Raw genomic sequence first — 23703 nt, 5'->3', positions numbered from 1 at the left:
CGATGCGGCGGATTGTTCAGGCAACGATGGTGGCGGTCCTGCTGGCGGGGGCGGCGGCGTCCGGTCCGGCGCGGGCCGCGGGTCCGCTGACGCCGCTGGTGTTCGTCAACAATTCGGCCGTGACCCAGTACGAGCTGGACCAGCGCATGCGCTTCCTGTCGATGCTGCGCGCCCCCGGCGCAGACCGCGACACCGCGCTGCAGGCGCTGGTGGACGACAGGCTCAAGCTTGCCGCCGCCCGGACCCTGGGGATCGCGGTCAGCGACAAGGGCCTGGACGAGGGGCTGGCCGAATTCGCCGGCCGGGCGAACATGGACGTGGCGCAGTTCACCCAGGAACTGGGCCGCAACGGGGTCGAGCCGCAGGCCTATCGCGATTTCGTCAAGGCGGGCGTGGCCTGGCGCGAGGTGGTGCGCCAGCGCATCGTGCCCACGGTGAAGGTCAGCGACACCGAGATCGACCAGGCCATGCGCGCCGAGATCGAGACCCCGATCATCACCCAGGTGCTGCTGTCGGAGCTGGTCATGCCCGCCCCCCCCGGGTCCGAGGAGGCCGTCGCCGCCCGCGGCGCCACGCTGGCCGAGACGGTCACCACCGAGGCGCAGTTCGCCGACGCCGCCCGGCGGTTCTCGGCCACGCCCAGCGCCGCGCGGGGCGGGCGGCTGGAGTGGACGCCGCTCGACAACCTGCCGCCGGCCCTGGCCCAGATCCTCCTGGCGATGCAGCCCGGCCAGATCAGCCAGCCGCTGACCGTTCCCGGCGCGGTGGTGCTGTTCTATCTGCGCGACACACGCGGGCGGCTGCGCGCCGGGGCGGGCGAGCAGACGGTGGATTATGTGACGCTGGCGCTGCCGGACGCGGCGACCGGGGCGCAGGTGCTGGCCCGCGCCGACAGCTGCGAGCAGGTCTTCGTCGAGGCGAACCGCTTTGCCGGCGATCCCATCGATCGCCAGGTCCAGCCCCTGGGCGCGGTGCCCGGCGACATCGCCCAGCGCCTGGCCACGCTGGACCCCAACGAGGGCACGATCATCGACTATGGCGCGGGGGCGCAGCTGGTGATGCTGTGTCGCCGCCAGCCCTCGCTGATCGCGGCCGAAACGCTGGTCGAGCCGCTGGTTCCGGGCGCGGTCCGCCCCGCCCCCACGCCCAGCGCGGCCGAGGCCCCGAACGCGCAGAACGCCGCCACGGACGCGGCCGTGGCCGCCGGCGTGGCCCGCCCCGCCGAGCCGCCGCTGACCTCGCGCGAGGCCACGCGCGAGACGATCTTCAACCGCAAGATCAACGCCGCCGCCGAGGCCTATCTGGCCGAACTGCGGGCCGACGCCGTGATCCGCAGGCCGTGACGGTCGCCGCGCCCGCCCGGCCGCCCCGGCCCGCGCCGCTGATCCTGACCTGCGGCGAACCCGCGGGCATCGGGCCCGAGCTTGCGCCGCTGTCGCTGGCGGCGGGCGTGCCGTTCGTCTGGATGGGCGATCCCGCGCATCTGCCGCCCGGGACCGCCTGGCAGGCGGTGGACCGGCCGGCCGACCCGGTGCCGGATGGCGTCCTGGCGGTGCTGCGCCACGGCTTTGCCGCGCGTGCCGTCCCCGGACGCCCCGACCCGGTCAACGCGCAGGGCGTGATCGATGTCATCGCGCGGGCGGTGGACCTCGCCCTGGCAGGCCACGCCGGCGGCATCGTCACCCTGCCGATCAGCAAGCACGCGCTGAAGCAGGGCGCGGACTTTGCCTTTCCCGGCCATACGGAATACCTCGCGCATCTGGCCGGGGGGGCGGACGTCGTGATGATGCTCGCCTCGACCGGCGTGACCCCGCCCTGCCGGGTGGTGCCCGCCACGATCCACATCCCCCTGCAGCAGGTGCCCGCCGCCCTGACGCCCGCGGTGCTGGCCCGTGCGATCCGCATCACCCGCGCCGGCCTGATCCGCGATTTTGCCATCCCCGCGCCGCGCATCGCCGTCGCGGGGCTGAACCCCCATGCCGGCGAGGGCGGCACGATGGGGCGGCAGGAGGCCGACTGGATGGCCGCCCTGCTGGACGATCTGCGGGGCGAAGGGTTCGACCTGGCCGGGCCGCTGCCGGCCGACACGATGTTTCACGCCCCCGCGCGTGCGCGCCATGACGCGGCGGTCTGCGCCTATCACGACCAGGCGCTGATCCCGATCAAGACGCTGGACTTCGCGGGCGGCGTCAACGTCACGCTGGGCCTGCCCTTCGTGCGGACCTCGCCCGACCACGGCACCGCCTTCGACATCGCGGGACAGGGGCAGGCCGACCCGTCCAGCACCATCGCGGCGCTGCGGATGGCCTGGGACATGGCGCAGAAACGGGCGGCAGCGTGACCCGTCTTTCTTGCCCGAATATCTGGCAGACTTCCGAGCGCCCGGAGAATGGTCCGGTGGACAATTTTCAGCGAGGAAGGCCACGGCAGGGGCGAGGCGGGGGCAGAATGCCCCCGGCGTGCGGCCCATGACCGCCATCGACGGCCTGCCCCCGCTGCGCGAGGTGATCGCGCGCTACGACCTGCGCGCGAAAAAGCAGCTGGGCCAGAACTTCCTGCTGGACCTGAACCTGACGGCGCGGATCGCGCGGGCGGCGGGCGACCTGACGCAATGCGACGTGATCGAGGTCGGCCCCGGCCCCGGCGGATTGACCCGCGGGCTGCTGGCCGAGGGCGCGCGCCATGTGCTGGCGATCGAAAAGGACGCCCGCGCCATTCCCGCGCTGCACGAGATCGCCGCCGCCTATCCCGGCCGGCTGACGGTGATCCACGGCGACGCCTTGCAGATCGACCCTCTGGCGCATGTGACGCCGCCCGTCCGCATCGCCGCGAACCTCCCCTACAACATCGGGACCGAACTGCTGGTCGGCTGGCTGACGCCGCCCGACTGGCCGCCGTTCTGGCAATCCCTGACCCTGATGTTCCAGCGCGAGGTCGCGAACCGCATCGTGGCCCGGCCGGGCGGCAAGGACTATGGCCGGCTGGCGATTCTGGCCCAGTGGCGCTGCGACGCGCGGATCGTGCTGACTTTGCCGCCGCAGGCCTTCGTGCCCGCGCCCAAGGTCGAATCGGCGGTGGTGCACCTGACCGCCCTGCCCCAGCCGCGCTTTCCGGCCGATCCCAAGGTCCTGTCCGAACTGACCTTCGCGGCCTTCAACCAGCGCCGCAAGATGCTGCGGGCGGCGCTGAAGGGCGTTCATCCCGCCATCGAGACGCTGCTGCGGGACGCGGGCATCCCCCCGACCGCAAGGGCCGAGGAAATCGGCCTCGATCGGTTCTGCGCGCTGGCGCGCGGGGTGGCCGCGGCGCGGGGCTGACCCTGTGAGACGACAGCGGGCGGCCGCAAGGGGCCGCCCGCAGCCGCATGGGGGGCCGTCAGTCCGCGGTCGGCACGGGCGCGGGGGCTTCGGCCTCAGGATCGGCGCGCTTGCGGGTGCGGGGCGCGCGGGGTGGTGCCGCGGCCTCGCCCTCAGCGGGCTTGCGGGGTGTGCGGCGCGGCCGCGCGGGGGCTTCGGCAGGCTCGGCCGCAACCGCCGCCGGCGGCGTGACAGGCGCGGGCGCGTCATGCTGGGGGGCGTCGGCGGCGCGGTCCTCGGGTGTCTCGACGGGGCCGTCCTGCGGATCGATCGCCTCGGGGATGCCGCGCTCGGGGGCGCCGCGCTCGGGGCTGCGATCCTGCGCCGGGCGCAGCAGGAACTGCGGCGCCTGATCGCCGCTCAGCGATGCGGGCTGCTCAGGCGGACGCGCGGGGGCCTCGGCGCGGCGGTCGTCGCGCTCGCGCCGGCCATCGCCCCGGTCGGGGCTGCGATCCTCGGACCGCTCGTCGCGGCGATCCTCGCGCTGGCGCGGCGGGTTGCGGTCCTGCCTGTCGTCCCGCCGCTCGCGGTTGTCGGTGCGACCCTCGCTCCGGCCCTCACGGGCCTCGCCGCGGTTGTCGTCACGGCGCTCGCCGCGGTTGTCGTCACGGCGATCACTGCGGTTGTCGTCGCGGCGGTCATCGCGGCGCTCGGCGTTCTGCGGGCCGCCCTGCGACGGGGGGGCATGATACCCGTTGCCGTTGCCGTTGCCGTTCGGGACCGGCCGGTCGTCGCGCTCGCCGTCGGCATAGCCGCCGAACGAGCCCTGGCGGTCGGCCTGCTCGCGCTGCGCCTCGCCCAGCATGCGGGTGTAATGCTCGGCGTGCTGCAGAAAGCTCTGCTCGGCCACCCGGTCGTTGGACAGCTGCGCGTCGCGGGCCAGCGCCAGGTATTTCTCGATGATCTGCTGGGGCGTGCCGCGGACCTTCCCCTCGGGGCCCGAGCTGTCAAAGACGCGGTTGACGACATTGCCCAGGGACCGCGGGTTGCGGGACTTGTTGCGCGAACGGGATTTCGAAGATCTCATCGGGCCATTGTTTCAGTCCGGCGCATGCACGCCTGGATGGGGTTAGGGTCGGTGTTCGGCAACGGAGCCCGATTGCACTCGGGCGGTTCGCGGAAGCTGTCCGGCATCTTGTGCGGGATGACCCGTGCAGGGGCGCAAAGGCCCCCGTCACGCCGTCTGCTAACCACGCGCGCGGCGGCGTGGCAAGTGAAAACACGCGACAGGGCAGCAATGTGTCGCCGGTGCGGCAGTCAGCCGCCGATCTGCGCCAGCACGACCCGGTCGCGCCCGTCCAGGTCGGCCCGCACCACCGGACCCGCCAGCCCCGCCTGCACAAACAGCGCCGAGACGGCGGCCGCCTGCGTGGGCCCGATCTCGACCGCCAGCCATCCGCCCGGCGCCAGATGCGCCGGCGCCCCCGCCACGATGGCGCGATAGGCGGCAAGCCCGTCGCCCCCGTCGGTCAGGGCCGCGCGCGGTTCCCAGTCGCGGACCTCGGGCGACAGCGCGGCCATCTCGTGGGCGGCGATATAGGGGGGATTGGACACGATCAGGTCGAACCGCCCCCCGACGCCCGAAAACCAGTCCGAGACGGCGAACTCGGCCGCGATCCCCAGCCGGGCGGCGTTGCCGCGCGCGACCGCGACCGCGGCGGGCGACAGATCGACGCCCAGGCCGCGGGTGCCCGGCCGTTCCGCAAGCAGCGACAGCAGGATCGCGCCGGTGCCGGTCCCAAGGTCCAGCACCGACCGCCACGGCAGGTCCAGCGCGGCGGCCACCAGCGTTTCGGTCTCGGGCCGCGGGTCCAGCGTGTCGCGGGTGACAGCGAACCTGTGGCGCCAGAACGCGCGCCCGCCGGTGATCTGGCTGACGGGCTGGCGCAGCAGCCGGGCGGCCACGGCGGCGTCCAGAACCGCGCCTTGCGCGGCATCGGGCGGGTCGTCGGCAAGCGACAGCCGGTCCGGTTCCACCCCCAGCGCATGCGCCAGCAGGCGGCGCGCGTCGGCCTGCGGGTCGGGGATGCCCGCGGCGGCCAGCCGGCCGGCGATCTCGCGCAGCAGCGCCGCGCGGCTCATCCCCTCATCCCTCGGCCTCGGCCAGCCTTGCGGCCTGGTCGTGCGCGGTCAGCGCGTCGATGATCTCGGACAGATCGCCCGCGATCACCCGGTCCAGCGAATAAAGCGTCAGGTTGATCCGGTGGTCCGTCACCCGGCCCTGCGGAAAGTTGTAGGTGCGGATGCGCTCGCTGCGGTCGCCCGATCCGACCTGGCCGCGCCGGTCGGCGGCGCGCTCGGCGTCGATGCGCGACCGTTCCATGTCGTAAAGCCGCGCGCGCAGCACGGCCATCGCGTTGGCGCGGTTCTGGTGCTGGGATTTTTCCGACGAGGTGACGATCAGCCCGGTCGGCACATGCGTGATCCGCACCGCGGAATCGGTGGTGTTGACGTGCTGGCCGCCCGCCCCCGACGCACGCATCGTATCGATGCGGATGTCGGCGGCGGGAATGTCGATGTCCACGTCGGCGGCCTCGGGCAGGACCGCGACGGTGGCGGCGCTGGTGTGGATGCGGCCGCTCGACTCGGTTTCCGGAACCCGCTGGACGCGGTGCACGCCGGATTCGTATTTCAGCCGCGCGAACACGCCCTCGCCCTCGATCCGGGCGACCGCCTCGCGCACGCCGCCCAGTTCGGACTGCGCCAGGTCCAGCAGCTCGAACCGCCAGCCCTGCGCCTCGGCGTGGCGCTGATACATCCGCAGCAGATCGGCGGCGAACAGCGCCGCCTCCTCGCCGCCGGTGCCGGGGCGGATCTCCAGGATGGCGGGGCGCGCGTCGGCCGCGTCGCGGGGCAGCAGCGCGACGCGCAGCGCCTGTTCCAGATCGGGAAGCGTCGCGCGCAGGCGGTGCAGCTCATCCTCGGCCAGTTCGCGCAGCTCGGCATCGGCCAGCATCGCCTGGGCCTCGACCACGCCCGCCTGGGCGGCCTGCCAGGCGGCGATCTGGGTCACGACCGGCTTCAGCTCGGCGTATTCGCGGCTGATGGCCGCGATCTCGTCGGGGGGCGCACCCGCGTTCAGCCGCGCCTCGAGATACTCGAAGCGCTGGACGATCTGGTGCAGGCGGTCGGCTGGCAGCATGGCGGGGGGATAGCCGCCGGGCACGGCCGCGGCAAGCCGTCGCAGGTGGGCAAGCGCGCAGGGAACCCCAGGGGGGCGGTGCGATGTTGATCTGTGTCAGAGCGATGTCACGCAGGCTTGACTATACTCAAGCCGCCAACCGGACAGTTTCCAGCGAGGTAGCCATGACGTTCCGATCCGCCCTTTTCCTGACCACCACCTGCCTGATCGCATGGCCCGCGCTGGCGCAGGCCCCCGCGGCCGATGCCGCCGCCGCTGCGCCCGCTGGGGCGGCCGGACAGGTCAAAGGTGCAGGCGATGCTGCGCCGATGAACGATCCGGCCGAAGCCGCCAAGGCCCAGGGCACCACCGCGCCCGCCGGCAAGGACGCCGCCGCCGTCGCCGCAGAGACAAAGGTCTCGCCCGCCAACCCGGCGCATGAGGCCGCGGCCGCCGCGCTGGCCGCCTCGCCCGACGCCGATCTGCGCCGCGCGGCGTCCGAGGTGTTCAAGCCGATCCCGATGAGCGGACCGACGATCCCCGGCAACACCATGACCCGCGACAAGATCGAACTGGGCACGATGCTGTTCTTCGACCCGCGGATGTCGCGCTCGGGCGTGTTTTCCTGCCAGTCCTGCCACAACATCGGCATGGGCGGGGTGGACGGGCTGGAAACGTCGATCGGGCACGGCTGGCAGGCGGGGCCGCGCAACTCGCCCACCATGCTGAACGCGGTGTTCAACGTCGCGCAGTTCTGGGACGGGCGGGCCGAGGATCTGGCGGCGCAGGCCAAGGGTCCGGTGCAGGCCGGGGTCGAGATGAACAACACCCCCGACAACCTGATCGCCACGCTGAAATCCATGCCGGGCTATGTCGAGGCGTTCGAGGCGGCCTTTCCCGGTCAGCCCGAACCGATCACCTTCGACAACTTCGCCCACGCGATCGAGGCGTTCGAGGCGACGCTGGTCACCCCCAACGCCCGGTTCGACCAGTGGCTGAACGGCGCCGACGGGGCGATGACCGATCAGGAAAAACGCGGTCTGCAGGCGTTCATGGACACCGGCTGCGTGACCTGCCACGCAGGCGTCAATCTGGGCGGCCAGGACTATTTCCCGTTCGGGCTGGTCGAGGCGCCGGGTGACGACGTCCGGCCCGCGGGCGACGAAGGCCGGTACACGGTGACCAACACGGCCGGCGACGAATACGTGTTCCGCGCCGCGCCGCTGCGCAACGTGGCGATCACCCCGCCGTATTTCCATTCCGGCAAGGTCTGGGATCTGGCCGAGGCGGTGAAGGTCATGTCGAACGCCCAGCTGGGCACCGAGCTGGCGGACGACCAGGCCGCCGACATCGTGGCCTTTCTGGAAACGCTGACCGGCGAGCAGCCGCAGGTCGTCCACCCGACCCTGCCCGCCCGCGCCGTGGACACGCCGCTGCCGGCGCCGATCGACCTGCCCGCCGAACCCGCCCCCCAGACGTCGAACTGACCAGGCGCCGCGCGGAGCTATCACGCCGCTGAACCGGAACGGGCCGCCCCGAGGGGCGGCCCGCTGCCGTGTCGCGATGTCGTGACGATTCCCGTCGTCGTGACGGTCAGCCCTTGCTGGCCTCGACGCTGATCTCGAACTCGACCTCGTCCCCGACCGCCGGTGCCAGTGCGCCCAGGTTGAAGTCCGAGCGCAGCAGCTTGCCCTCGATCTCGAAGCCAACGGTCGGCTTGCCGCTCATCGGGTGCGGGCCGGCCTGGGTGATCTCGACCTCCATCGTCACCGGCTTGGTCACGCCGTTCAGCGTCAGGTCGCCGACGACGACCGCCTCGGTGGTGCCCTTGGGCTCGACGCTGGTGGACTTGAACGTGACCGCCGTGGCGGGGGCCGCGCCATTGAAGAACTCGGGCTTCATCAGGTGCTCGTCCAGCGCCGGGGCGATGGTCACGATTGACGACAGCGGGAACTGCGCCTCGACCGAGGATCCGGCGGGATTGGCCTGGTCCAGCGTGACCGCGCCGCTGACCCCGTTGATGAACCCGTGCGAGGTCGAAAAGCCGAGGTGGTCATAGTTGAACACGACCTGGCTGTGGGACGGGTCGAACGTATAGGTCCCGCTGAGGTCGCCATGAGCAGCGGCGGCGGCATCGCCGGGCGCCGCGGCATCGGCGGCGGCCGGCGTGGCGGCGGCAGGGGCGGCCGGCGCGGGGGCAGCGGCGGCGTCAGCAGCGGGCGCCGGCGCGTCCGGGGCGGCGGTCTGGGCCAACGCGGGGCTGGCCAGCGCCAGGGTGATCGCCAGGGCGGACATGGTCTTCGACATGCAGAACTCTCCTGATGGTGGGCACGGGACGGGGAGAGTGCGCACACTTCCCCTCAACAGCCCGCCAACGGCCGGCGCGCCGGAATGTTCCTTGCACGGCAGAAGACTCGCGGCAGCGTGAACGGCCGCGCCTGCCGGGACGGGCGCCATGCCCCGCCATGGGAATCGCCTTGCATCGCGGGTCGCGGGCTGTATAAGGCCGCATCCTTCCGCACAGTGCGAAACCGGTGCAGCCTCTCGTGGCGGGGCGCGGAGGGTTTGACCGCCTATGAAGCGCACCCGATACGAAAAGGGATCGACATGCCGCTTTACGAGCATGTGCTGATCGCCCGCCAGGACCTGTCGAACACGCAGGCCGAAGGGCTGATCGAACATTTCTCGACCGTGCTGTCCGACAACGGCGGAACGGTCAAGGACAGCGAATACTGGGGTGTCCGCACCCTCGCCTACAAGATCAACAAGAACCGCAAGGGGCACTATGCCTTCCTGCGCACCGACGCGCCCTCGGCCGCCGTGCAGGAGATGGAGCGCCTGGCCCGCCTGCATGACGACGTCATGCGCGTGCTGACCGTGCGCGTGGACGAGCACACCGAAGGCCCGTCCGTCCAGATGCAGCGCCGCGACGACCGCGAGCGCGGCGACCGGGGCGAGCGTCGCGACGGCGACCGCGGCGGCGAGCGTCGCTTCGGCGGCGAGCGCAGCGGTGGCGGCGAACGGGGTGGCGAGCGCAGCGGCGACGACCGCGGCGAGCGTGGCGGCGACCGTGGCGAGCGCACCGACCGCGCCCCCCGCGGCGACCGGTTCTGATCGGAAGGAGAGCAAGACATGGCGACCAAGCCGTTTTTCCGCCGCCGCAAGGTCTGCCCCTTCTCGGGCGACAATGCACCGGCGATCGACTACAAGGACACGCGCCTGCTGCAGCGCTATATCAGCGAGCGCGGCAAGATCGTGCCGTCGCGCATCACCGCCGTCTCGGCGAAGAAGCAGCGCGAACTGGCCCGTGCGATCAAGCGCGCCCGCTTCCTGGCGCTGCTGCCGTACGCCGTGAAGTGAGGGGCTGAACCATGCAAGTCATTCTGCTGGAACGCGTCGCCAAGCTGGGCCAGATGGGCGAAGTGGTGCGCGTCAAGGACGGGTTCGCCCGCAACTTCCTGCTGCCGCAGGGCAAGGCGATGCGCGCCAATGACGCCAACATCGCGGCGTTCGAGGCCCGCAAGGCCGACCTGGCGGCCCGCAACGACGAAACCCGCGCCGACGCCGAAAAGATCGCGGCGGCGCTGGACGGTGCGTCTTTCGTCATCATCCGCTCGGCGTCCGACGCCGGTGCGCTCTATGGCTCGGTCACGCCGCGCGACGTGGCGGACGCCGCCGTCGCCGGGGGCTTTGCGGTCGAGCGCCGCCAGATCGTGCTGACCGGCCCGATCAAGGACCTGGGCCTGCACAGCGTCAAGGTGCACCTGCACCCCGAGGTGGACGCCGAAGTGACGGTGAACGTCGCCCGGTCCCCCGAGGAGGCCGAACTGCAAGCCTCGGGCAGGTCGATCCAGGACCGCGCGGCCGAGGAAGACGCCGCTGCCGAGTTCGAGATCGCGGAACTGTTCGAGGACATCGGCTCGGCCGGCCGCGACGACGACTCGTCCTCGGCCTGACGCCCGCCAGACTGTCCGACCCCAAGACGGGCCGTGCCGGGATCACCGGCGCGGCCCTTTCCCGTTCGTGCGCCCAGGCGGGGCGGGGTGCGTGCGCCTGCACGAGGGGGGATTCGTGCGCCTGCACGGGGCGGGGAACGAAGCGTGCGGCGGCGGGTTGGTCGGCAACGGACCTGCCGCCTGCAAAGGACGCCGACCATGATCGACCCCCGCGTGCTGAAGGACGTGATCACACCCGCCGCCGCCGACGATCCGGCCAGCCGCACGACGCTGGACGTGGAAAAGGACCTAGGGCTGCCGGTCGCCGAAACACCGGCCGACGCGGACCGGACCCCTGCGCCGGCATCCACCCCGGCCGAGGCCCGACCCGCCCCGGCCCCGCGGGATCGCTGACGCGCGCGAGGACATCGCGCGCAGGGCGGGAACATTCTGCGGCGGTGCCGGGTTTTCGCCCCAGACCAACGCGCGACGGGACAGCCGCCGCCCCCCTTAGAAAGGTACCTCGATGTCGATGTCCGACCGATCCCCGTCCGACCGCTATCCCTTTGGCGCGCCGATCGACCGCAGCCAGGAAACCTATCGCCCCTCGCCCTATCCCGCGCAGAAGACCCTGCCCCACGGCGATGTGTCGCCGGACGGCACCCGCACCTGGCCCGAGCCGTCGCTGACCTCGCGCGTGCTGGTCTATGGCGGCGCGGCGATTGCCGCGGCGGCGGTGACGGCGGGCGCGGTGCTGGCGGTCCGCAAGGTCGCCGACATGGTGACCGGCAACGACGAACTTGACCGCGACGCCGACCGGGCCGCCGAGGAGGCCCGCGACCGCGTCTATGGCGCCGCCCGCCGCGACGGCCCGACCGAGCGCGAGCGCGAGGCGATGCGCGCCCGCGCCCGGATGCGGATGCAGCAGGACGACAGCCACGGCTTTGGCCCGCGGGGCGACACGGCGGACCCCCGGCGCACGGATCGCCCCCGCCCGTCCCGGCACGGCAAGTCCACGATGAGCTTCATGGCCGAGATCGAGGACACGACCCAGCGGCTGACCCGCAACCTCAACAGCATCATCGCGGCCGTGGGCGGCGCCATGAGCGCGTTTCGCGCCGTGGCCGACAATGCCGAAGGGGTCGTGCGCGATTTCTCGAACACCGCCGACCAGATCCGCGGGTTCCTGAACACCGGCGCCGGACACAGGCCCGACCAGCGCCGGGCCGGCGCGCAGCCGGGCGGCTTTCAGCGGCCGAAGAAATCGGACGTGGTGGACCTGCGCGAGGACGGCCCCGCCGCCGCAGACGCGCGGACCCACCGGCTGTAACAGGCCCCGCGCCGCACCCCTGGGGCCGCGCCTTGCCGGCGCGGCCCTTTTCGCCCCCCAGTTCCGCGAGCGTCCGATGGCCCCCCGATCCAAAGCCCCGCTGCCCGAACCCGATGTCTATGATGCGCTGTTCGGCCCCCTGCCCGAAGGGTGGCGCGAGCGAAAGGGGCTGCCGCCCGAAGGAACCGCCCCGGGCAAGGCCGCAGCGAACGCCGCCCCCAGGGGGACGGGCACCGCGGCGGGTCGGGCCGCACCGGACACAGGGGACAAGGCAGCCGGCCAGTCTGCGGCAAGGGACCGCGGCCCCGCGGCCGAGCAGGCCGCGCAGGACCGCGCACCACCCCCGCCCGAGACGATGCCCGGACCCGACAGCCCGTGGGAGCTGGGCCGCGCAAGCTGGATGGCGGTGGCCAAGCGGACGGTGGCCGAGTTCACCCGCGACCGCGTCACCTCGGTCGCGGGGGGCGTCACGTTCTTTGGCCTGCTGGCGCTGTTTCCTGCCATCACGGCGCTGGTGTCGATCTATGGCCTGGTCGCGGACCCCGCGACGATCACCGACAACATCGACATGCTGCGCCGGTTCCTGCCGCCCAGCGCGGTGGACCTGATCGCCACGCAGATCACGTCGATCACGTCGTCGCCCGCGACCTCGCTGTCGCTGGCGGGCCTCATCTCGATCCTGCTGGCGATCTGGTCGGCGAACGGCGGGATGAAGGCCCTGATCGAGGCGCTGAACGTCGCCTGGTTCGAGACCGAGAAGCGCGGCTTCATCAAGCTGAACCTGGTGTCGCTGGCCTTCACCATGGGCGCGATCCTGATGATCATGGTGCTGATCAGCGCCATCGCGCTGGTGCCCGCGATCCTGCAGACCGTCGCGGCAGGCAGCGTGGTGGAAAACCTGATCGCCATCCTGCGGTGGCCCCTGGTGCTGGGGCTGCTGCTGGTCGCGCTGGCGGTCGTCTATCGTTTCGGCCCCAGCAAGGAAGACGCCGAATGGCACTGGATCTCGCCGGGCGCGCTGATCGCGGCGGTGGGGCTGATCGTCGCCTCGATGCTGTTTTCCTGGTATGCGGCGAACTTTGCCGACTACAACAAGACCTACGGATCGCTGGGCGCGGTGGTCGGCCTGATGATGTGGCTGTGGATCGCCTGCATCGTGGTGATGCTGGGGGCCGAGATCAATTCCGAGGTCGAGCGCCAGATCAAGATCGAGAACGGCGTCGATCCCGACGACAAGACCGACCGCACGTGAGAAGGGCCGCCCCGAGGGGCGGCCCGTTCCAGTCCAACAGACGAGAACCCCTCAGGCCTCGTCCAGCGACTCCAGCGCCTTTTCCAGCTCGTCCTTCGTCACGCTGCGCTCGGTGACTTTGGCGCCGGCGATGATGTGATCGACGACCTTGTCCTCGAAGATCGGGGCGCGAAGTTGCTGCTGGGCGGCCTGGTTCTGCTGGATGAACTCGAAGAACGCGCGCTCCTGGCCGGGGAAGTTGCGCGCCTGGCGCATGACGGCCTGCGTCATTTCCTGGTCGCTGACGGTGATCTCGGCTTTCTGGCCGACGTCGGCCAGCAGCAGGCCCAGACGCACGCGGCGCTCGGCCAGCTTGCGATGCTCCTCGGTCGTCTCGATCGTGCCGTGGTTGTGGCCGTGCTCCTCGGGGTGCTCCTCGTGCCACAGCTGGTGGGCGATCTGCGCGGCCTCGGCCTCGACCAGCGAGGGCGGCAGGTCAAAGCTGACCATCTCGTCCAGCCGGTCCAGCAGGGACCGCTTCATCAGGGCGCGGGTGGCGTCCTTGTATTCCGCCTCCAGCCGCTCGCTGATCTGGGCCTTCAGCGCGTCCAGGTCGTCGGCCCCGAAGCGCTTGGCCAGCGCGTCGTCGATCTCGGCCGCGCGGGGCGCCTTGACCGCCTTGACGGTGGTTTCAAAGACGGCCTCCTTGCCCTTCAGGTGGGGCGCGCCGTAGTCATCGGGAAAGCGCACGGTGACGTTCACCGAGTCGCCCGCCTTGGCGCCGACCAGCTGGTCCTCGAAGCCGGGGATGAACGAGCCCGAGCCCAGCACCAGCGGATAATCCTCGGCGGTGCCGCCCTCGAACGCCTCGCCGTCCACCATGCCCTTGAAGTCGATGACGACCTGATCGCCGGACTCGGCGGCCGCGCCCTCGTCCCGGTCGTCAAAGGTCTGGGCGTTCCTGGCCAGGTTCTCCAGCGCCTCGGCCACGGCCGAGTCGTCGGCCTTGACGGACAGGCGCTCCAGCTCGACGCTGGACAGGTCGGTGTCGGGGATCTCGGGCAGCAGCTCGTAGCTGACGTCCACGACGACATCGTCGCCGTCCTTCCAGCCCTCGCCGTTCTGCATCTCGATCCGGGGCTGCATGGCCGGCCGGACCTTGTGCTCCTCCATGTGGGCGCGCAGCGCGTCGTCGATCGACTTCTGCATGGCGTCGCCCATGACGCGGGGGCCATAGGTCTTCTTCATCAGGGCCATCGGCACCTTGCCCTTGCGAAAGCCCTTCATCTCGACGTTCGGCTGGGCCTCGGCCAGCTGGCGATCCACCTCGGCCGCCAGGTCCGCCGCCGGCAGGGTAAGGCGATAGCCGCGCTTGAGACCTTCGTTCAGGGTTTCCGTGACCTGCATGTTTCTTCCTTTGTCAAACGTCGTGGTGCGGGTGAAGGGACTTGAACCCCCACGCCTTGCGGCGCCAGAACCTAAATCTGGTGCGTCTGCCAGTTTCGCCACACCCGCAATGCCCGAGCCGGGCGGGTCGCGCCGACCCGCCAGCAAATCCGGCACCTCTTAGCAAAGCGGGCGGGGGCGCGCGAGGGGAATCATTGCCCCAGATCCCGGAAAACGCCGGGCAACGCGTCGGGCAGGTCGTCCGCGATCAGCCCGGGACCAAAGCGGCGCGCCGCCGCGGCGTGAAGGAACGCGCCGGTCGCGGCAGCCTCAAGCGGCGGCAGGCCCCGGGCAAGCAGCCCGGCGATGATCCCGGCCAGCACGTCGCCCGCGCCCGCAGTGGCAAGCCAGGGCACATCGAAGGCCGAATGGATGCGCGCCTGGCCGTCGGGTGCGGCAATCACCGTGTCGGGGCCTTTCAGCAGCACCACGGCGCCGCAGCGGGCGGCAGCCTCGCGCACGGCATCGACCCTAGAATAGAGGGGGCCGCGCTGGTCGAGCAGAGCGCGGCGGTAATCCTCGGATGCGCGCTGATGCGCACCCAGGCTTTCCTGCAACGTGCCTTCGGCAGCCCAACGGCCAAAATCGGCATAGCGCCCTATCACTGGTGAGCGCGGCCCGGCCAGTCGCTCGGCCAGATCGGGGAACACCCGCGCGAATTCTCCCTGATGCGGGGTCAGCACGCAGGCCGCATGCAGCCCCGTCGGGCCCCGTCCCGCCAGCGCCGTCAGCGCATCGGCGTCCAGCACACAGGCGCGCCTTGCCGCGAGCAGCAGGTCGAGCAGCGCCGCCGCCCGATCGACGCCGCAGCCCGGACCCAGCGCGACGGCGGTGATGCGCGTGTCCTCCAGCAGGGCCGCCAGCGCATCGGCATCGTCCACCGCGCGCCGCATCAGGGCGTCCGGGGGGCCTGCGTGTTCGATCAGCGCCGAGTCGGGGGGCGCGAGCGTCACCAGCCCCGCGCCCGCCCGCAGCGCCGCCCGCGCGGCCAGCCGGGCCGCGCCGCCGCGGCCGAACGCGCCCGCGACGACCAGCGCGTGACCGTGGGTGAACTTGTTGCCGCCGCCCGCGCGCGCCTTGTCGAGACGGGCCGCCGCAGCCCCGAACAGCCCGCGCCGGCTGTCGAGGATGTCGAAGGCGGGCGAGACGGCGACCAGCCGCGCGGGGCGAAGGCCGGGTCCCTCAGGGTTCCGCTCGCGCCAGGGGCGCAGCCCGATGTCGGCGATCACCAGTTCGCCGCAGCACTCGGGGCCGCGCCCTAGCAGGTGGCCCGGCTTGGGACTGTCAAAGGCGACGGTCAGGCGGGCGTGCAGGTCGTACGCGCCCGGCCCGCGCGGCGCACCGACAAAGGACCCGCTGTCGAGGCACAGCCCGCTCGGGCAATCCACGGCCACGAGCCGTTCCCGAAAGAAGCCCCAGTCGCCGCCGCTTCCGCCCAGGCAGGCGAGGATGGCGGCGATCTCGCCCTCGGGCCCGCGGGTCAGGCCGGTGCCGAAGATCGCGTCCACATACACGTCGCCCGACTCGCCCCGGCGCAGCGCGTCCTCGGTCAGCGGCGCGATCGCCCCCATCCCCGACCACCGACGCCTCATCTCGGCCGCGTCCGGGCCGGGGGCGTTGTCCATCCCCAGCACCCGCACCCGCCAGCCGGCCCCGTGCAGCAGACGCGCCACGACATAGCCGTCGCCGCCGTTGTTGCCCGGCCCGCACAGGACCGTCGCCCGGCCCCCCTTGGGCCAGCGCAGCCGGATCGCGCCGGCCACGGCCGCGCCCGCCCGCTCCATCAGCTCCAGCCCCGTGACGGAGCCGCTGGCCATGGCGGCGGCCTCGATGGCGCGCATCTCGGCCGTGGTCAGCACCTCGGCCTGTCCCATTTCCGGTCTGCCTGATTTCCGGGCACGCTGCCTTGTCATGGGGCACTCTCACAGCCTTTGGGGATCGGGGCGCGCCATTGCCGCGGCCCTGCATTTACCCTGCCCACCAAACCCGCCACCACCACCTCGACGCAAGCCGGACAGGAGTTGCTGGGCATGAAAAAGGTCGAAGCCATCATCAAGCCGTTCAAGCTGGACGACGTGAAAGAGGCGCTGCAGGACGTCGGCGTGCAAGGGCTTTCCGTGACCGAGGTCAAGGGCTTCGGCCGCCAGAAGGGGCACACCGAGCTGTATCGCGGCGCGGAATACGTGGTCGATTTCCTGCCCAAGGTGAAGGTCGAGATGGTGCTGCCCGACGACATGGTGGACGCCGCCATCGAGGCGATCATCGGCGCCGCGCGCACCGACAAGATCGGCGACGGCAAGATCTTTGTCAGTTCGGTCGAGCAGGCGATCCGCATCCGCACCGGCGAAACCGGCGAAGACGCGGTCTGAGACATCAAGGTATCCGGCCGGGTGGCCGTGAAGGAAGGAAAACGCATGACGGTGAATGACGTTCTGGATCTGATAAAGTCGGAAGAGGTCGCCTATGTCGACGTCCGCTTCACCGATCCCAAGGGCAAGCTGCAGCACGTGACGCTGGTTTCGGACCTGGTGGACGAGGAGTGGTTCGAGGAAGGCTTCATGTTCGACGGCAGCTCGATCGCGGGCTGGAAGTCGATCGACCAGTCCGACATGAAGCTGATGGCCGACCCCGCCAGCGCCTATATCGACCCGTTCTATGCCGAAAAGACGCTGTGCCTGCATTGCAACGTGGCCGAACCGGACACCGGCGAGCCCTATTCCCGCGACCCGCGCGGCACCGCGGTCAAGGCCGAGGCCTATCTGAAATCGACCGGCATCGGCGATGCGTTCTATTGCGGCCCCGAGGCCGAATTCTTCATCTTCGACGACGTGCGCTATTCCGTCACGCCGCAGAAGGTCAGCTTCCAGGTGGACGGCGTCGATGCCGCCTGGAACACCGACACCGAATACGAGATGGGCAACACCGCCCACCGCGCGCCCCACAAGGGCGGGTATTTCCCCGTGAACCCCATCGACGCAGGCCAGGACCTGCGCGGCGAGATGCTGTCCACGATGAAGCGGATGGGCATCAGGGTGGACAAGCACCACCACGAGGTCGCCAGCGGCCAGCACGAGCTGGGCATGATCTTCGGCGGGCTGGTCGAGCAGGCCGACAACATCCAGAAATACAAGTACGTGATCCACAACGTGGCGCACGCCTACGGCAAGTCGGCGACCTTCATGCCCAAGCCGATGAAGGGCGACAACGGGTCCGGCATGCACGTCAACATGTCCATCTGGAAGAACGGCAAGCCGCTGTTCGCAGGCGACAAGTACGCCGACCTGAGCCAGGAGGCGCTGTGGTTCATCGGCGGCATCCTCAAGCACGCCAAGGCGCTGAACGCGATCACCAACCCGTCCACCAACAGCTACAAGCGGCTGATCCCGGGCTTCGAGGCGCCGGTGCTGCGGGCCTATTCCGCGCGCAACCGCTCGGGCGCGGTGCGCATCCCGTGGACCGAATCGCCCAAGGCCAAGCGCGTCGAGGCCCGCTTCCCCGATCCCGCCGCGAACCCCTATCTGGCCTTTGCCGCGCTGCTGATGGCGGGGCTGGACGGCATTCGCAACAAGATCGACCCCGGCCCCGCGTCCGACAAGGACCTCTACGACCTGCCCCCCGAGGAGCTGGCCGAGATCCCGACCGTCTGCGGGTCCCTGCGCGAGGCGTTGGAGGAACTGGACAAGGACATGGACTTCCTGCTGGCGGGCGACGTCTTCACCCGCGACCAGCTTGAATCCTACATCCGCCTGAAGTGGGAAGAGGTCTATGCCTACGAGCATACGCCCCACCCGATCGAGTATGCGATGTATTACAGCTGCTGACGCAGCCGCGCCGACGATCAAGGGGGGCGTCCCGCGCGGGGCGCCCCTTTCGCGTGCCGGGCCGCCCGGGCGCGATCAGGCCGCGCGGCGGATCGGGAATGCGTCCAGCGCCGCCGCCTGATCGGGCGTCAGGCTTTCGGGGCGGACCACGGCGGTGTGGATCGAGAACACGACCGCGCCGCTTTCGGGCAGGCGGAACAGGCACTGCCGCTCGACCCGGATGAACGGCAGCGGGGCGTCCGGGACACGCCCCTGCGCCTCGGTCCGGGGGTTGTGCAGCGGCGCGTTGGAATGATGCGCCGTGCCGCGCATCAGGCCCACGCCGGGCCGCAGCCCGTCCAGCAGGCGCTGGACGCGCCGGCCGACATCCTCGGTATAGATCGCGACCGGCCGGTGAACGCCGGACAGGGGGCGGCCGATCTTTTCGGCCAGGGTCCAGCCGGCGGGAAAGCACAGGATCGCCGCGCCCAGGACGTGCTCTGCTGTGCTGTCGGGCAGCATCAGGCAGAAATCCTCGGCGCACAGGCGGCCGAGCGTCAACAGGGGCCGGGCCGGGTCCAGCGCCACCGTGACCCCGTCGGGCCGGCGGACGCGGCCCCCCTTCTCGACAGCATGACCGTGCCGGGGCAGCAGGCGCAGGACCCATCGGTAAAGCTCGTCCGCCGCCGGGCGGGCGCGCGGGTCCAGCGCATGGACCGCCTGCGGGTTGGCGTCGATCAGCCGCTCGCGCTCGGCCATCTGCGCGGGATAGGCGTCGTCGACGACCAGCCAGTCGTCCTCGGTCAGGGGGATGGTTCCGGGCAGACGCCGGGTGCGGGGGTCGGTCCAGGGCGCAAAGGCCAGGCGGGTTTGCAGGATGTCGCTCATGGCGGCATTCACCCCCGGAACGCGCGTCCGGGCAAGCCCCCGCCGCGCGCCGATCCGCCCGGCAGCGGTTGCGCCGCGGTGCGGCGGCGGATTAAGACCCCGGCAACCCCCGCGCAGCCCGAGGCCCCCATGATCCCCCGCTATTCCCGTCCCGAAATGGTCGCCCTCTGGTCGGCCGAGACCAAGTTCCGCATCTGGTACGAGATCGAGGCCCACGCCTGCGACGCCCAGGCCGACCTTGGCGTGATCCCGCGCGAGAATGCCGAGGCCGTGTGGCGCGCCAGGGACGTGCAGTTCGACGTGGCCCGCATCGACGAGATCGAGGCGGTGACGAAGCACGACGTGATCGCCTTTCTGACCCATCTGGCCGAGCATGTGGGCGCCGATCAGGCGCGCTTTGTCCATCAGGGCATGACCAGTTCGGACGTGCTGGACACGACGCTGAACGTCCAGCTTGTCCGCGCCGCCGACATCCTGCTGGCCGACATGGACAAGGTTCTGGCCGCGCTGAAGCGGCGCGCGTTCGAGCACAAGGACACGGTGCGGATCGGCCGCAGCCACGGCATCCACGCCGAGCCGACCACGATGGGCCTGACCTTCGCGCGGTTCTACGCCGAGATGGCGCGCGGCCGCGAGCGGCTGGAGCGGGCGCGCGAGGAGGTGGCGACCGGCGCCATCTCGGGCGCCGTCGGCACCTTCGCCAACATTGACCCCGCCGTCGAGGAACACGTCTGCGCAAAGCTGGGCCTGCGGCCCGAGCCGATTTCCACGCAGGTCATCCCCCGCGACCGCCACGCGATGTTCTTCGCCACGCTGGGCGTGATCGCCAGTTCCATCGAGAACGTGGCCATCGAGATCCGCCACATGCAGCGGACCGAGGTGCTGGAGGCCGAGGAGTATTTCTCGCCCGGCCAGAAGGGGTCGTCAGCCATGCCCCACAAGCGCAACCCCGTCCTGACCGAGAACCTGACCGGCCTTGCGCGCCTGGTCCGCATGGCCGTGATCCCGGCGATGGAGAACGTCGCGCTGTGGCACGAGCGCGACATCAGCCATTCCAGCGTCGAGCGCGCGATCGGGCCGGATGCGACGATCACGCTGGATTTCGCGCTGAACCGGCTGGCCGGGGTCATCGACAAGCTGGTCGTCTATCCCGACAGGATGCTGGCGAACATGAACAAGTTCAAGGGATTGGTCATGTCCCAGCGGGTCCTGCTGGCGCTGACGCAGGCGGGCGTGTCGCGCGAGGATGCTTACCGGCTGGTCCAGCGCAACGCGATGAAGGTCTGGGAACAGGGCAAGGATTTCCGCGAGGAACTGCTGGCCGACCCCGAGGTCACGGCCGCCCTGTCCCCCGCCGAGATCGAGGAGAAGTTCGATCTGGCCTATCACACCCGGCACGTGGACACGATCTTCCGCCGGGTCTTCGGCGAAAGCTGATCCGGTGTTCACGGTTCGTTAGGGGGCCGGCGCGATACTGCACCCCAAGGCGACCGTATGGCGGTCGATTCGGGGGCGGTCATGTTCATGGCGGGTCCGGGGCTGACCCCTCGGCAAAAGGCGGCAGTGGTGGTGCGGTTGCTGTTGACCGAAGGGGCCGAGCTGGACCTGTCGTCCCTGCCCGCAGAGATGCAGGCCCTGCTCGCGCAGGAAATGGCGCTGATGCAGGTCGTTGATCGGGCGACCTGCGACGCGGTGCTGACCGAGTTCTGCGACCATCTGGAGCGCGTGGGCGTCACGTTCCCGCGGTCCATCGACGGGACGCTGGATTTCCTGGGCGCGCATCTGTCGCCCGACACGACCAACCGCCTGCGCCGGATGGCGGCGCTGAACGGCTCGGGCGACCCCTGGGACCGCATCGCCGCGCTGCCGCCGCCGCAACTGGCCGGGCTGGCCCGGTCCGAGGCGGTCGAGATCGCGGCGGTGATGTTCTCGCGCCTTCCGGTCGCGCGCGCGTCCGAGGTGTTCGCGCTGCTCGACCCTGATCTGGCGCGGCGGATCGCGTTCGCCATGTCGCAGACGGGCGGGATCGAGGCCCCGGCCCTGCGCCGCATCGGGCTGGCGCTGATGCGCGCGCTGGATGCCCTGCCGCAGCCGGCCATCGACGCGCAGCCGGTCGAAAAGGTGGGCGCGATCCTGAACTTTGCCCCGGCCGCGACCCGCGACACGGTGCTGGCCGGGCTCGACCAGGACGACGCGGCGTTCGCCGGTCTTGTCCGCAAGGCGATCTTCACCTGGGCCAACATCCCCCGCCGCATCGACCCGCGCGACATCCCCCGCATCCTGCGCGAGGTGGACGGCGTGACGGTCGCGCGCGCGATGGCGGGCTCACGCGGGGACAACGCCGCGACGGTGGACTTCCTGCTGGCGGGGCTCAGCTCACGCCTGGCCGAAAGCCTGCGAGAGGAGATGGCGGGACTGGGCAAGCTGTCCGCCAAGGACGCCGAGGACGCCATGAACGACGTCGTGGCCGCGATCCGCCGGATGGAGGCTGCGGGCGAGCTGTTCCTGATCGTCGAGGCCGAGGAGGACGAATCCGCCGCAACCGCCTGACGGCCTGCCGCGCCCGTTCGCCCCCGCGCGCGGGGGCGTGGTCCGGCGGTCAGCCCGCGACGGCCGCGCGCCGGGCGGCGGCAAACATCGGCCCGCCCCGCCAGCGCGGAAAGCCGTAGCCGTGGATCTCGACCAGGTCGATGTCCGAGGGTGCGCGCGCAATGCCCTCGGACAGGATCGCCTCGCCCTCGGCGGCCATTTCGGCGACGAGATGATCGGCGATCGCGGCGCGGTCCATCGCCGCGCCGGGCGCGATCTGACCTGCCAGCAGGTCCGTCACGGCCTGTGACGGCTGGGGCCGGCGGTCGCCCGGTTGATAGTCGTACCAGCCGCCGCCGGTCTTCTGCCCCTTGCGGCCCGCGCGCACCAGGATGTCGCCCAGCGTCTCGGGCACGTCCTGCCCCGCTTGGCGCGCGCCCTCGCGCTGCAGGAACGCGATGTCCAGCCCGCCCAGGTCCTGCGCCTCGAACGGACCCATCGCCATGCCATGGCCGCGCATGGCGGCGTCGATCTCGGCGATGGGGACGCCACGGCGGACCAGCGCCTCGGCCGCGGCGCGATACCGCTTCAGGATCCGGTTGCCGATGAAGCCCTCGCAGATGCCCGCCTGCACGGGGATCTTGTTCAGCGCGCGGGCCAGCGCAAAGCCGGTGGCCAGCGTCTCGGGCGCGGTGTCCGGGGTGGGCACGATCTCCAGCAGCGTCATCACGTTGGCCGGGCTGAAGAAATGCAGCCCGATGAAGCGGCCGGGATGCGGCAGCCCCTCGGCCACAAGCCGCGGGTCCAGGTACGAGGTGTTGGTCGCCAGCACCGCATCGGCCCGGCAGACCCGGCCCAGGTCGGCAAAGACGGCGCGCTTGACGCCGATCTCCTCGAACACCGCCTCGATCACCAGGTCGGCGTCGGCCAGCGCGGCGTAGTCGGTCGTGGCGGTCACGCCGGCCAGGCGGGCCTCGGCCTGGGCCGGGGTCAGCCGGCCGCGCCTGACGCTGCCGTCAAAGAGGGCGGTCAGGTTGGCGAGGCCGCGCGCCACGGCCGCATCGTCACGCTCGATCAGGACGACCGGCAGGCCCGCATCGCGCAACGCGGCGGCGATGCCCGCGCCCATGGTGCCGCCGCCCACGACGCCCACCCGGCGCAAAGGCAGCGGCGCCACGTCGCGCAGATGCGCCGGGCGCGGGGCCGCGCGTTCGGCGAAGAACACCGCGCGCAGGGCGGCCGCCTGGTCCGACCCGCGCAGGTCCAGGAACGTCTCGCGCTCGAACGCCAGCGCCGCGTCGAACGACGCCTCGGCAGCGCGGCGCAGGCAGGCCAGCGCCCGCAGCGGGGCGACGGCGCCCTTGGCGGCCTTGGCGATGCGCCGCTCCTGCTCGGTCCAGAAGGACGCGTCGGGGGCGGCGACGGGGCGCTGGCAGACCGGGGGCGGCAGCGGCCGGGTCAGGGCCTCGCGCGCAAAGGCGATCGCGGCCTCGACCAGATCGCCCTCGACCACCGCGTCGATCAGGCCCATCGCGGCGGCCCTGGGGGCCCGCACGGGCTTGCCCGTGGTGACCAGATCGACCGCAGCCTCGACGCCGGTCAGGCGCGGGGTCCGCACCGTGCCGCCGGCGCCCGGAACGATGCCCAGCGTCACTTCGGGCAGGCCCAGCGCGGCGTCAGGGGCCGCCACCCGGAACCGGCAGCCCATCGCGACCTCCAGCCCGCCGCCCAGGGCCGAGCCGTGGATGGCCGCGATCCAGGGCTTGGCCGCGCCTTCGATCCGGGCGACCACGTCGGGCAGATGCGGCGGAACCGGGGGCTTGCCGAACTCGGTCACGTCGGCCCCGGCGATGAAGGTGCGCCCGGCGCAGACCAGAACCACGGCGCGCACCCGCGGGTCGGCGTCGAGGGTTCCCACCGCGTCCCACAGCCCCTGCCGCAGCGCCTGGCCCAGCGCGTTCACGGGCGGGTTGTCCACCGTGACGACCGCGATGTCGCCGTGGCGGTCGATGGCGACGACGGGGCGCGCAGCCGCGGGCGCGGTATCGGCCGTGGTGCCGGTCATGA

Annotated in this window: 21 protein-coding genes, 1 tRNA gene and 1 pseudogene; 14 read left to right on the top strand and 9 right to left on the bottom strand. The window is 71.4% G+C overall.

Translation table 11 applies throughout. The features are described 5' to 3' along the window. Nucleotides 1–2: 2 nt before the first annotated feature. From DPQ23_RS06580 to rsmA, 3 genes are all read left to right on the top strand, one after another. Complete coding sequence (locus DPQ23_RS06580) at nucleotides 3–1343, top strand: peptidylprolyl isomerase (RefSeq protein ID WP_112874110.1); 1341 nt, start codon at nucleotides 3–5, stop codon at nucleotides 1341–1343. Then, on the top strand, nucleotides 1340–2341 hold the full coding sequence (gene pdxA / locus DPQ23_RS06575; protein WP_112873907.1) for a 4-hydroxythreonine-4-phosphate dehydrogenase PdxA: 1002 nt from the start codon (nucleotides 1340–1342) through the stop codon (nucleotides 2339–2341). Before DPQ23_RS06580 ends, pdxA begins: the two co-directional genes overlap by 4 nt. A gap of 127 nt (nucleotides 2342–2468) precedes the next feature. Continuing rightward, nucleotides 2469–3317 (top strand): 16S rRNA (adenine(1518)-N(6)/adenine(1519)-N(6))-dimethyltransferase RsmA, encoded by an 849-nt coding sequence (gene rsmA / locus DPQ23_RS06570; RefSeq protein ID WP_112873906.1) that lies wholly within the window; start codon nucleotides 2469–2471, stop codon nucleotides 3315–3317. A gap of 58 nt (nucleotides 3318–3375) precedes the next feature. Here rsmA and DPQ23_RS06565 read toward each other — a convergent pair whose 3' ends face one another. From DPQ23_RS06565 to prfA, 3 genes are all read right to left on the bottom strand, one after another. Further along, nucleotides 3376–4383, bottom strand: coding sequence for a DUF4167 domain-containing protein (locus DPQ23_RS06565; protein ID WP_112873905.1), 1008 nt, complete (start codon nucleotides 4381–4383; stop codon nucleotides 3376–3378). Nucleotides 4384–4613: 230 nt separating this feature from the next. Beyond that, nucleotides 4614–5438 carry a peptide chain release factor N(5)-glutamine methyltransferase gene (prmC, locus tag DPQ23_RS06560; RefSeq protein WP_112873904.1) on the bottom strand — a complete coding sequence of 275 codons (825 nt, stop codon included), beginning with the start codon at nucleotides 5436–5438 and terminating at the stop codon, nucleotides 4614–4616. A 4-nt stretch (nucleotides 5439–5442) separates the two neighbouring features. Further along, nucleotides 5443–6498 carry a peptide chain release factor 1 gene (prfA, locus tag DPQ23_RS06555; protein WP_112874109.1) on the bottom strand — a complete coding sequence of 352 codons (1056 nt, stop codon included), beginning with the start codon at nucleotides 6496–6498 and terminating at the stop codon, nucleotides 5443–5445. Nucleotides 6499–6662: 164 nt separating this feature from the next. Here prfA and DPQ23_RS06550 point away from each other — a divergent pair, with 164 nt between their 5' ends. Then, nucleotides 6663–7964, top strand: coding sequence for a cytochrome-c peroxidase (locus DPQ23_RS06550; protein WP_338067049.1), 1302 nt, complete (start codon nucleotides 6663–6665; stop codon nucleotides 7962–7964). Nucleotides 7965–8070: 106 nt separating this feature from the next. Here DPQ23_RS06550 and DPQ23_RS06545 read toward each other — a convergent pair whose 3' ends face one another. Next, complete coding sequence (locus DPQ23_RS06545) at nucleotides 8071–8784, bottom strand: YceI family protein (RefSeq protein ID WP_162630661.1); 714 nt, start codon at nucleotides 8782–8784, stop codon at nucleotides 8071–8073. Nucleotides 8785–9084: 300 nt separating this feature from the next. On the opposite strand from DPQ23_RS06545, the pseudogene rpsF reads away from it, so the two are divergent. The 6 genes and pseudogenes from rpsF to DPQ23_RS06510 form a co-directional block, all read left to right on the top strand. After that, nucleotides 9085–9468: pseudogene (gene rpsF, locus DPQ23_RS06535) on the top strand (30S ribosomal protein S6); the annotation flags it as partial. Between the two features lie 141 nt (nucleotides 9469–9609). Then, complete coding sequence (rpsR, locus tag DPQ23_RS06530) at nucleotides 9610–9837, top strand: 30S ribosomal protein S18 (protein WP_025061827.1); 228 nt, start codon at nucleotides 9610–9612, stop codon at nucleotides 9835–9837. Nucleotides 9838–9848: 11 nt separating this feature from the next. Then, nucleotides 9849–10433: a 50S ribosomal protein L9 gene (gene rplI, locus DPQ23_RS06525; RefSeq protein WP_112873900.1), complete on the top strand. Its 585-nt coding sequence runs from the start codon at nucleotides 9849–9851 to the stop codon at nucleotides 10431–10433. A gap of 198 nt (nucleotides 10434–10631) precedes the next feature. Next, complete coding sequence (locus tag DPQ23_RS06520) at nucleotides 10632–10826, top strand: hypothetical protein (protein WP_112873899.1); 195 nt, start codon at nucleotides 10632–10634, stop codon at nucleotides 10824–10826. A 118-nt stretch (nucleotides 10827–10944) separates the two neighbouring features. After that, nucleotides 10945–11742 carry a hypothetical protein gene (locus DPQ23_RS06515; RefSeq protein ID WP_162630660.1) on the top strand — a complete coding sequence of 266 codons (798 nt, stop codon included), beginning with the start codon at nucleotides 10945–10947 and terminating at the stop codon, nucleotides 11740–11742. 76 nt (nucleotides 11743–11818) lie between these two features. After that, complete coding sequence (locus DPQ23_RS06510; protein WP_112873897.1) at nucleotides 11819–12994, top strand: YihY/virulence factor BrkB family protein; 1176 nt, start codon at nucleotides 11819–11821, stop codon at nucleotides 12992–12994. A gap of 51 nt (nucleotides 12995–13045) precedes the next feature. Here the strand turns inward: DPQ23_RS06510 and tig are convergent, their stop codons facing one another. From tig to DPQ23_RS06495, 3 genes are all read right to left on the bottom strand, one after another. Further along, nucleotides 13046–14380, bottom strand: a complete 1335-nt coding sequence (tig, locus tag DPQ23_RS06505) for a trigger factor (RefSeq protein WP_112873896.1) — start codon at nucleotides 14378–14380, stop codon at nucleotides 13046–13048. Between the two features lie 23 nt (nucleotides 14381–14403). Beyond that, a tRNA-Leu gene (locus DPQ23_RS06500) sits at nucleotides 14404–14488 on the bottom strand. Nucleotides 14489–14571: 83 nt separating this feature from the next. Further along, on the bottom strand, nucleotides 14572–16293 hold the full coding sequence (locus DPQ23_RS06495) for an NAD(P)H-hydrate epimerase (protein ID WP_112873895.1): 1722 nt from the start codon (nucleotides 16291–16293) through the stop codon (nucleotides 14572–14574). Nucleotides 16294–16449: 156 nt separating this feature from the next. On the opposite strand from DPQ23_RS06495, the gene DPQ23_RS06490 reads away from it, so the two are divergent. Next, nucleotides 16450–16788, top strand: a complete 339-nt coding sequence (locus DPQ23_RS06490; protein ID WP_112873894.1) for a P-II family nitrogen regulator — start codon at nucleotides 16450–16452, stop codon at nucleotides 16786–16788. Nucleotides 16789–16833: 45 nt separating this feature from the next. Further along, on the top strand, nucleotides 16834–18240 hold the full coding sequence (gene glnA / locus DPQ23_RS06485) for a type I glutamate--ammonia ligase (protein WP_112873893.1): 1407 nt from the start codon (nucleotides 16834–16836) through the stop codon (nucleotides 18238–18240). 75 nt (nucleotides 18241–18315) lie between these two features. On the opposite strand, the gene DPQ23_RS06480 is transcribed toward glnA, so the two are convergent. Next, the gene (locus tag DPQ23_RS06480; RefSeq protein ID WP_112873892.1) at nucleotides 18316–19107 is read right to left on the bottom strand and encodes a heme-dependent oxidative N-demethylase family protein; all 792 of its coding nucleotides are present in this window, start codon (nucleotides 19105–19107) and stop codon (nucleotides 18316–18318) included. A 129-nt stretch (nucleotides 19108–19236) separates the two neighbouring features. Between DPQ23_RS06480 and purB the strand changes: the two genes are divergently transcribed. Both purB and DPQ23_RS06470 read left to right on the top strand, forming a co-directional pair. After that, nucleotides 19237–20544 (top strand): adenylosuccinate lyase, encoded by a 1308-nt coding sequence (gene purB, locus DPQ23_RS06475; protein WP_112873891.1) that lies wholly within the window; start codon nucleotides 19237–19239, stop codon nucleotides 20542–20544. Between the two features lie 57 nt (nucleotides 20545–20601). Then, nucleotides 20602–21657 (top strand): flagellar motor switch protein FliG, encoded by a 1056-nt coding sequence (locus DPQ23_RS06470; RefSeq protein ID WP_240602535.1) that lies wholly within the window; start codon nucleotides 20602–20604, stop codon nucleotides 21655–21657. A 49-nt stretch (nucleotides 21658–21706) separates the two neighbouring features. Here the strand turns inward: DPQ23_RS06470 and DPQ23_RS06465 are convergent, their stop codons facing one another. After that, nucleotides 21707–23701 (bottom strand): 3-hydroxyacyl-CoA dehydrogenase NAD-binding domain-containing protein, encoded by a 1995-nt coding sequence (locus DPQ23_RS06465; protein WP_112873890.1) that lies wholly within the window; start codon nucleotides 23699–23701, stop codon nucleotides 21707–21709. Nucleotides 23702–23703 lie beyond the last annotated feature (2 nt).

This window comes from Paracoccus endophyticus (assembly GCF_003286075.1).
GTDB classification, from domain to species: Bacteria; Pseudomonadota; Alphaproteobacteria; order Rhodobacterales; family Rhodobacteraceae; genus Paracoccus; species Paracoccus endophyticus.
The sequence above is the reverse complement of the archived record's forward strand: the minus strand, read 5'-3'. Positions and strand labels throughout refer to the sequence as shown.